The organism is Deltaproteobacteria bacterium (assembly GCA_028818775.1).
In the GTDB taxonomy this organism is placed as follows: Bacteria; Desulfobacterota; Binatia; order UBA9968; family JAJDTQ01; genus JAJDTQ01.
In genome coordinates, this window is record JAPPNE010000019.1 from 1 (window position 1) to 8,553 (window position 8,553).

Genomic DNA, 8,553 nt, shown 5'->3' on the forward strand with positions numbered 1-8,553 from the left:
CCCCCCCCCCCCCCCCCCCCCCCGCCCCCCCCCCCCCCCCCCCCCCCCCCCCTCCTCCCCCCCCCTCCCCCCCCCCCCCCCGCCACTTCAATAGACCAGCGCGATACGGAAACCGGCTCGAAAGGAGACTAGCCGTGAGCAACGCTTTCGACCTGCTTCTCGTCAACGGCACGGTAATCAACCCGGCCGCCGGGCCGCGCCAGGCGCTGGACGTGGGCATCACGGACGGCCGCATCGCCGCCATGGGGAAGGATCTCCCGCGGGACGGCGCCGGGCAGGTCCTCGACGTGGGCGGCTGCTTCGTGACCCCGGGCCTCATCGACTTCCACGTGCACAGCTACTGGGGCGTCAACCCCTACGGCACCGACCTCGACGCCGTGTGCGGCGCCAGCGGCGTCACCACCACCGCGGACGCGGGCTCGGCCGGGCCGGTGAACTTCACGGGGTTCCGGCACCTGGTGTACGAACGGTCCCGCACGCGCATGCTGGCCTTTGTCGCGGTGGCGCAGCACGGAGTCCTCAACGCGCCCGGAGAGCTCGAGAACATCGGCTTCGCCGACCCCGACAACGCCGCGCGCACGGTGCGGGAGAACCCGGACGTCGCCGTGGGCATCAAGATCCGCCTGCACGTCAAGTCGGTGGGAGACAACGGCCGCGAGGCCCTCGGGATGGCGGTGGGAGCCGGAGACGCCAGCAATTCTCCGGTGATGGTGCACGTGGGAGACACCGGCATACCCATGGAGGAGATCGTCGAGACGCTGCGTCCGGGCGACATCGTCACCCACTGCTACACGCCGAAACAGCCGGCCATCGTGGACCCGGACGGCCGTCTGCGGCCTGCCGTTCTGGAGGCGCAGAAACGCGGGGTCGTCTTCGACGTCGCCCACGCCAACGGGCACTTCGACTTCGACCTGGTGGCCCGGGCCATGGACCAGGGACTGCGCCCGGACATCATCAGCACCGACCTGCACAGGATGAGCGGCTCCGGCCCCGTGGTGGACCTGCCCACCACCCTGACCAAGTTCCTGATGCTGGGACTGGACCTCGATGAGATCGTCGCCGGCTGCACCATCAACGCCGCCCGCGCCATCGGATGGGAAGACCGCCTCGGCGTCCTCGAAGTGGGCAGGGAGGCAGACGTGGCGGTGCTGGAGGTGGTGGACGAGGAGGCGACCCTGGAGGACAGCGTCGGCAACCGCCGCACACACGGGCAACGCATCGTCGCTCGCCACACCATCCGCGCCGGGGTGCTGTAGGTAGCCATGAGCGAATGGATCTTCCGCTACGACGGCTTCGACCCGGCCAAGCAAGGCTTGCGTGAAGCCCTCTGCACCCTCGGCAACGGCTACTTCGCCACCCGCGGCGCCGCGGAAGGGGCCGAGGCCGGCGACGTGCACTACCCCGGCACCTATCTCGCCGGTTGCTACAACCGCCTGGAGACTACGGTCGGCGACCGCGTGGTAGTCAACGAGGACTTGGTCAACCTGCCCAACTGGCTCCGACTGCGGTTCCGCCTGGAAGACGGGCCGTGGTTCGAGCTGTCGGCGGTCGAGGTGCTGGCCTACCAGCAGGAGCTGGACCTCAAGAACGGTTTGCTGACGCGAAGGCTGCGGTTCCGTGATCCCGAAGGTCGCACCAGCTTCATTCGCAGCCGGCGGCTGGTGCACATGCGGCATCCGCACCTAGCGGTCCTGCGCTGGACGCTGCTGGCGGAGGACTGGTCGGGAAACGTCACCATTCGATCCTCGCTGGACGGGTCGGTCATCAACGCCGGGGTCCCGCGCTATCGCCAGCTCAATTCCAAGCACCTGGAAACCCTGGAGAAGGGCCGCACGGGCGAAGACGGCATGTACCTCGTGGTCCAGACCAACCAGTCGCGCATCCGGCTGGCGCTGGCGGCACGCACCCGGCTCTTCCGGCAGGAGGAATACGAGGAAGTCGCGCCCCGCACCATAGAGGAAGCGGAAGCGATAACGCAGGAGTTCGTCGTCCCGGTAGGGAAGAAGCAGGTGGTGACGCTGGAGAAGACGGTGGCCCTGTACTCGTCCCGTGACCGGGCCATCTCGGAAAGCGGCCAAGCCGCCCGGTCCGCGGCAGCGACGGCCGGCCGGTTCGTGGAGTTGCTGGATTCCCATGCAAGCGCGTGGCAATCCCTGTGGCGCCGTTGCGACGTGGAGCTCCCTTCATGCCCGGAAGAGGAGAAGGTCCTGCGCCTGCACGCCTTCCACCTGCTCCAGACCGCGTCCCCGAACTCGGTGGACCTGGACGCCGCGGTGGCCGCCCGGGGACTCCACGGCGAGGCCTACCGCGGCCACATTTTCTGGGACGAGCTGTACTTCCTGTTCTTCTACATCGCCCGGATACCGGAGATCGCCCGGTCGCTGCTGTTGTACCGCTACCACCGGCTGGATGCCGCGCGCAGGGCCGCCCGGGAGGATGGCTATAAGGGCGCCATGTATCCCTGGCAGAGCGGCAGCGACGGCACCGAGGAGACCCAGAAGCTGCACCTGAACCCCAACTCCGGCCGCTGGCTGGACGACAACAGCCACCGGCAGCGGCACGTCAACATCGCCATCGTCTACAACGTCTGGCGCTACTACAAGACCACCGGCGACCGCGGTTTCCTGTCGCGCTACGGAGCCGAGATGATCCTGGAGATCGCGCGCTTCTGGGCCAGCCTGGCGCAAGAGAACGAGAACACCGGGCGCTACGAGATCCACGGCGTCATGGGGCCGGACGAATACCATGACATGTACCCCCGCGCCGATGCCGGCGGCCTGCGCAACAATGCCTACACCAACGTGATGGTGGTCTGGGTGCTGGAGCGCGCGATGGAGGTGCTGGACCTGTTGGGCGGGGGCCGCAGGGCCGAGTTGGCCGAGGAGATCGGCCTCCAACCCGACGAGGAGGAGCGCTGGCGCGAGATCACCCGCAGGATGACCGTGCCGTTCCACGGCGACGGCGTCATCAGCCAGTTCGAGGGCTACGATGCGCTCGGCGAGTTCGACTGGGACAGCTACCGTGAGAAATACGGCAACATCGAGCGGCTGGACCGCATCCTCGAGGCGGAAGGCGACTCCCCCAACCCCTACAAGGCGTCGAAGCAGGCTGACCTGCTCATGCTGTTCTACCTGCTGCGCGCCGACGAGGTGCAGTCCCTGTTCCGCCAACTCGGATACGACCTCGACGACGCAGCCATCCGCAAGACCGTGGACTACTACAGCGCCCGCACCTCCCACGGGTCGACCCTGAGCCGGGTGGTGCACGCCGCCGTGTCGGCACGCTCCGATCCGGCCCTGTCGTGGCGCTACTTCACCGAGGCGCTGCAGAGCGACGTCGCCGACATCCAGGGCGGCACCACTCCCGAGGGCATCCACATGGGCGCCATGGGCGGGCTCGACGACGTCCTGCTGCGCCGCTACGCCGGCATCGACACCATGGGCGAGACCCTGAGCCTCGACCCCTGCCTGCCCGACGAACTGCCGGCCCTGCGACTGACCATCGTCTACCGTGGCCGCCTGGTGGCGCTGGACCTCACACGCGAGCGCGTGCGCATTTCGCTGGAGGATGACTCCCCGTCACCGCTGGAGGTGGTGGTGCAGGGGACGAAGCACGCGCTGGGTTCCGGGGACAGCGAGATTCCGCTGACCGCGGGCGTTCAGGGTTGACTTGGGACACGACAATCTCCTATTTTCGCCCGACACGGACCGCAAGCAAGGGGTCCGCATTCCGAAAGGGGGATGACAAATGAAACCCGACACACGTATTCGCGGAACATTGTGGAAGCGGACAGGGGCACTGGTCGCGGGCGCGGCACTCCTTCTAGGCTTGCTCCTCACCGGCTCCGCGTGGGCCGCCTCCAAGGACCGGGTTGTGGTCTACCACGCCGGCAGCATCGATTCCCTCCACCCCTACAATCACAGCCTGGGCCCGGCCTACTCCATCTGGGAGCACATGATGGAGCCGCTGGTGCAGGTGGACGAGGCGCGTGGGGCATACGTGCCCAAGCTGGCGGAGTCCTGGGAGCTGAACGGCAAGGAGTGGACGTTCAAGCTGCGCAAGGGCATCAAGTTCCACGACGGCACGCCGCTGACGGCCCACGACGTCGAGTTTTCGTTCAACCGCATCAAGACGGACAAGAACAGCCTTCAGCGGCGGCAACTGAGAGAACTGGTGGAGATGCGGGTCGTGGACGACCACACCATCGTCCTGGTGACGGACACGCGCAACGTGGTGTTCCTCGACAAGATCAAGACCCGCTTCGTCATGAGCAAGGCTGCCGCGGAGAAGTACGGCAAGGACGTGGACAAGCACCCCATCGGCACCGGACCCTACAAGTTCAAGAGCTTCAAGCGCGACGGCGACCTTGTCCTGGAGCACAACGACGCCTACTGGGGCTCCCCGAAGCCGCAGATCAAGACCATGGTGTGGCGCAAGGTCACCGAGGAGGCCGCCCGGGTCGCGGCCCTGGAGGCCGGACAGGCTGACGTGGTCAACGCGGTGCCCGCCCACGAGGTGGAGCGCCTGAAGAGGAACCCCAGGATCAACATCAAGACGGTGCCCGGGGGGCGCATCTACTTCCTGGCCCTCAACCCGGCGTACAAGCCCTGGGACAACAAGCTCGTGCGGCAGGCGGCCAACTATGCGGTGGACGCCTACCCCATCGTGAAGAACATCTTCGACGGCCTCGGTTTCGTGGTGGAGGGCGCCGCCGCGAAGCAACACATCGGCTACGACCCCAACGCCAAGCGCTATCCCTACGACCCCAAGAAGGCCCGTGAGCTTCTGGCCAAGGCGGGATACCCGGACGGCGTCAACGTAAAGATGTACTATTCCGCGGGACGGTATCCCAAGGACACCGAGGTGGTGCAGGCCATCGCGGCCCAGATGAAGAAGGGCGGTTTCAACATCGAGCTGATCACCCAGGAATGGGTGGTGTTCTGGGGCAAGTCCGGGGTCAACGGCGGCAAGCTGCCCTTCTACCACGTCAGCCGGGGCAGCGTCGTCGACGCGCACACGCACCTGGAACAGTACTTCAAGACCGGCGCGAGCGCCCGTATCGACTACAGCAATTCCGAGTTCGACAGGATCATGGCACTGGAGCAGGCGGAGGCCGATCCCGAGAAGCGTCTCAAGCTGCTGCACCAGTTGGGCCACATCCTGAAAGAGGACTCGCCGTGGGTGCCGTTGTGGGTTCTGGCCGACATCTACGGGGCCGCCAGCAACATCGAGTGGCAGCCTCGTTCCGACGAGAGAATCCGTGCGTGGGAGATGCGGATCAAGGAGTGACGGCGGAACGAAAGCGGAGCGAATGTGACGGGGCCGGTGAGCGGCGCGGACGTGACGCCGCGCTGAACGCTCACCGGCCGTCGCTTTCGGACGAACGTTGCCGGCTCAACCGACGTTGACCTGAATCTGCCGCGGCCGCGCCGCTTCCGCGGTGGGGAGATCGAGGGCCAGCACTCCCTGTTTCAGGGTCGCGCCGATGCGCGTCTGATCGACCTTCTCGCTCAGCTCGAACTGCCGGAAGTAGTTCACCAGTTCGTATTCCCGGTGCAGCATCGATCCCGGCGCGTGTGACGTCGTCTTTCCCTGGATGGTCAGAACACCATCCTCGACGCGGATGTTGAGGCCTTCCTTGGCCACTCCCGGAAGGTCGGCCAGCACCGCCAGGCCGTGCTCCGTCTCGTAGATGTCCACCGGGGGAACCACGTAGCGCTCCTGGGCGCGCGTCCCTTCCTTGCCTGCCTGCACGTCAGTGCTCGTGGCAACCATGTCTTCGGCCATTGTCCTTTCCTCCTGAGTCGTTCTCGTTTCCGAAAGCCTGCCTGCGTGCCGCGGGTCTACTCGTTGCCAACGTTTCTATGCGACGTTGACCTGAATCTGCTGCGGCTTGGCCTCCGTCGCCTTCGGCAGCGTGATACGCAGGATGCCGTCGTTGTAGTTCGCCACCACGCCGGACGAATCCACCTCCACCGGCAACTCCACCGTGCGCTTGAACTGGCCCGCGCCACGCTCGTTGCGGTGGAACGCCTCCGCCTTGACCCCGTTGACCGTGGGCTGCTTCTCGCCGGAAACCGTCAGCGTGTTGCGCACCACCGATACGTTGAGCGACTCGGGATTCACGCCGGGCGTCAGCGCCTCGGCGTACAACGCGTCCTTGTCTTCGTAGACGTTGACCAGTGGATAGCGCCGCCCTGCCCTTCCCGGCAGGAATGCAGTGCGAAACGGCGAGGTCCTCAGGCCGAAGTCCTCGAACGCGCGGTCGATCTCGCGACGAAGCGCGTCCATTCCATTCAACGTGCCCCAATAAGCCATCTGCGAGTCCTCCCTTCACCGAGTTGACCCGAAGATAAGCACGAATTTTGGCGTGTCAATGGGTATCCGGAGACCGTCCCACGCAGAGACGGTTCCGCGAGAACGCGGAGACTCCGGGGTGCGGGAATACGAACGTTCGCCGGCCCGGGCGCCGCCAGCGCAACCCTTCGGCCCACGTACTTCAGACTGCGAGGCTACTTCAGGCTTGGAACTTGATCTCGCCGCCCACCACCGTCATCTCCACCTTGATGTCCTTGATGCGTTCCCCCGGCACCTCGAAGGGGTCCTCGGCCAGCACCGCCATGTCGGCGAGCTTGCCGGCCTCCAGGGTCCCCTTCACGTCCTCCTCGAAGCCGGCGAAGGAGGCGTAAGTGGTGTGCATTTCGAAAGCCTGCTGCACGCTCAGGGCTTCCTCGGGCTCCAGGACCTCGTCCCACAGCATGCGGCGCGAGACGTAGGCGCCGATGTCCCGCAACGGGTCCACCGGCCAGTACCCCGGTGCGTCCGAGCCGCCGGCCATCATGACGCCCGCTTCCAGCAGCGTCTTGAGCGGGAAGGCCCGCTCCATGCGCTTGGCGCCGATGGCGGCGCGGATGGAATCGCCGACGAAGTAACCCAAGGAGATGTTGGGAATGGCGACGATGCCATTGCGCACGAGACGCTCGATGCGCTCGGGGGTCATCAGCCAGTTGCCCATGTGCTCGATGCGGTGGCGGTGGTCTTCGCGCGGCAATTCGGCCAGCGCCTTCTCGTAGGCCTCCAGCGACATGTCGAAGGCGCGGTCGCCGATGGCGTGCACGCAGCAGCGGAGGCCGGCGGTGTGGCAGCGCAGCACGGTGTCGTCCAGCTCGTCCTGCTGGATGCGGATGAGCCCGCTGTAGTCCGGCGTGTCGAGGTAGGGTTCGTAGAACAGCGCGTTGCGGCCGGTGATGCCGCCGTCGATGCTCATCTTCGCGCCACCCACCCGCAGCCACTCGTCGCCGAAGCCGGTCTGGAGGCCGGTCTCCAGCACGCTGTCCGTGCTCATCTCGGACTCGATGACGCGCAGCAGGAGGCTCGAGCGCATGTGCAGGCCCCCCTCCGCCCTGAGCTCCTGGTAGGCGCGCACCGCGGACGGGTCCTTGACGATGTCGTGGATGGTGGTCACTCCCCGTTCGAGGGCCTGCTGCACGGCGAAGGCGATGCCCAGCTTGCGCGCCGTGGCATCGAACTCGGGGATCACGCCCGTCACGATGTGCTGGGCGCGCTCGTGCAGGATGCCGGTGGGCTCTCCGGTGTCGGAGTCCCGCTCGATGGCGCCGCCGGCCGGATCCGGCGTTTCCCGGTCGATGCCGGCGAGCCCCAGGCCTCTCGAATTGGCCACGGTGACGTGGGCGCCGAAGGAGACGGACGTGGGGTGCTCGGGGACGGCGGCATCGAGGTCGACGCGGTCCGGGAAGCGCTTGTCCTTCATGCGGAAGTCCTGCATCGGGCTTCCCTGCGCCACCACCCAGTCGCCCGTGGGAGTCTCCGCGGCTTTCTTCGACAGGCGCGTGAGCACGGTGTCGATGTTGTTCACCGGACCGTAGAAGTCGCGGACGTCCACCAACTGCATGTCCGCCAGCCCCTTGTCCGCCAGGTGCACGTGGGCGTCGGTCAACCCCGGGATGACGGTAAGGCCGTTGAGGTCCACCTCCCGGGTTTCGGCCCCGCCCAGCCGCCGGAGTTCATCGGAGGAGCCCACGGCGACGATGCGCCCGCCCGAGCAGGCCACCGCCTGGGCCAAGGGCGCTCCGGGCGCGAACGTGCGCACCTTGCCGTTGAAGAAAACCGTGTCGGGATAGGGCAAGCGACTTCCAGCCATCGAGATCCTCCAAGGTCTATATTCGGACGCCGGCTGGCCCCGGCGCAGGCCCTATGAATATAGCCGCGCCCGTGCAACGTCAAACCTGAGCGTAGCGCCACCCCACCCCTCCTGGATTCCCGCTTCCGCGGGAATGACGATTCGAGGCGGAGGGAGACCCTCTCAGGGTTGACTTCTTACGCGACTATTTCATATGTATCGCCGGATACGGACCGCAAGGGGTCCGCATTCCAAAGGAGGACGGCTCGATGAAACTGGATACAGGTATTCGTGGAATTTTGTGGAAGCGGACAGGAGCACTCGTCGCGGGTGCGGCGCTTCTTCTGGGCGTGCTCGCCGCCGGCTCCGCCATGGCCGCCTCCAAGGACCGGGTGGTGATCTACCACGCGGGC

Annotated in this window: 6 protein-coding genes; 3 read left to right on the top strand and 3 right to left on the bottom strand. The window is 66.5% G+C overall.

Features of this window, described 5'->3' with window-relative positions; genetic code table 11:
* Positions 1-134 precede the first annotated feature (134 nt).
* The 3 genes from OXU42_01560 (at position 135) to OXU42_01570 (ending at position 5,289) form a co-directional block, all read left to right on the top strand.
* Positions 135-1,256, top strand: a complete 1,122-nt coding sequence (locus OXU42_01560; GenBank protein ID MDE0028076.1) for an amidohydrolase/deacetylase family metallohydrolase — start codon at positions 135-137, stop codon at positions 1,254-1,256.
* A gap of 6 nt (positions 1,257-1,262) precedes the next feature.
* A complete protein-coding gene (locus tag OXU42_01565; GenBank protein MDE0028077.1) occupies positions 1,263-3,668 on the top strand; it encodes a glycoside hydrolase family 65 protein in 2,406 nt (801 codons plus the stop codon).
* A gap of 160 nt (positions 3,669-3,828) precedes the next feature.
* Entirely contained in the window at positions 3,829-5,289 is a 1,461-nt protein-coding gene (locus OXU42_01570) for an ABC transporter substrate-binding protein (protein MDE0028078.1), read from the top strand.
* 105 nt (positions 5,290-5,394) lie between these two features.
* Here OXU42_01570 and OXU42_01575 read toward each other — a convergent pair whose 3' ends face one another.
* The 3 genes from OXU42_01575 to OXU42_01585 form a co-directional block, all read right to left on the bottom strand.
* Positions 5,395-5,787: an Hsp20/alpha crystallin family protein gene (locus OXU42_01575; protein ID MDE0028079.1), complete on the bottom strand. Its 393-nt coding sequence runs from the start codon at positions 5,785-5,787 to the stop codon at positions 5,395-5,397.
* Positions 5,788-5,862: 75 nt separating this feature from the next.
* The gene (locus OXU42_01580; protein MDE0028080.1) at positions 5,863-6,291 is read right to left on the bottom strand and encodes an Hsp20/alpha crystallin family protein; all 429 of its coding nucleotides are present in this window, start codon (positions 6,289-6,291) and stop codon (positions 5,863-5,865) included.
* Between the two features lie 226 nt (positions 6,292-6,517).
* Positions 6,518-8,161: an amidohydrolase gene (locus tag OXU42_01585; protein MDE0028081.1), complete on the bottom strand. Its 1,644-nt coding sequence runs from the start codon at positions 8,159-8,161 to the stop codon at positions 6,518-6,520.
* Between the last annotated feature and the right edge of the window lie 392 nt (positions 8,162-8,553).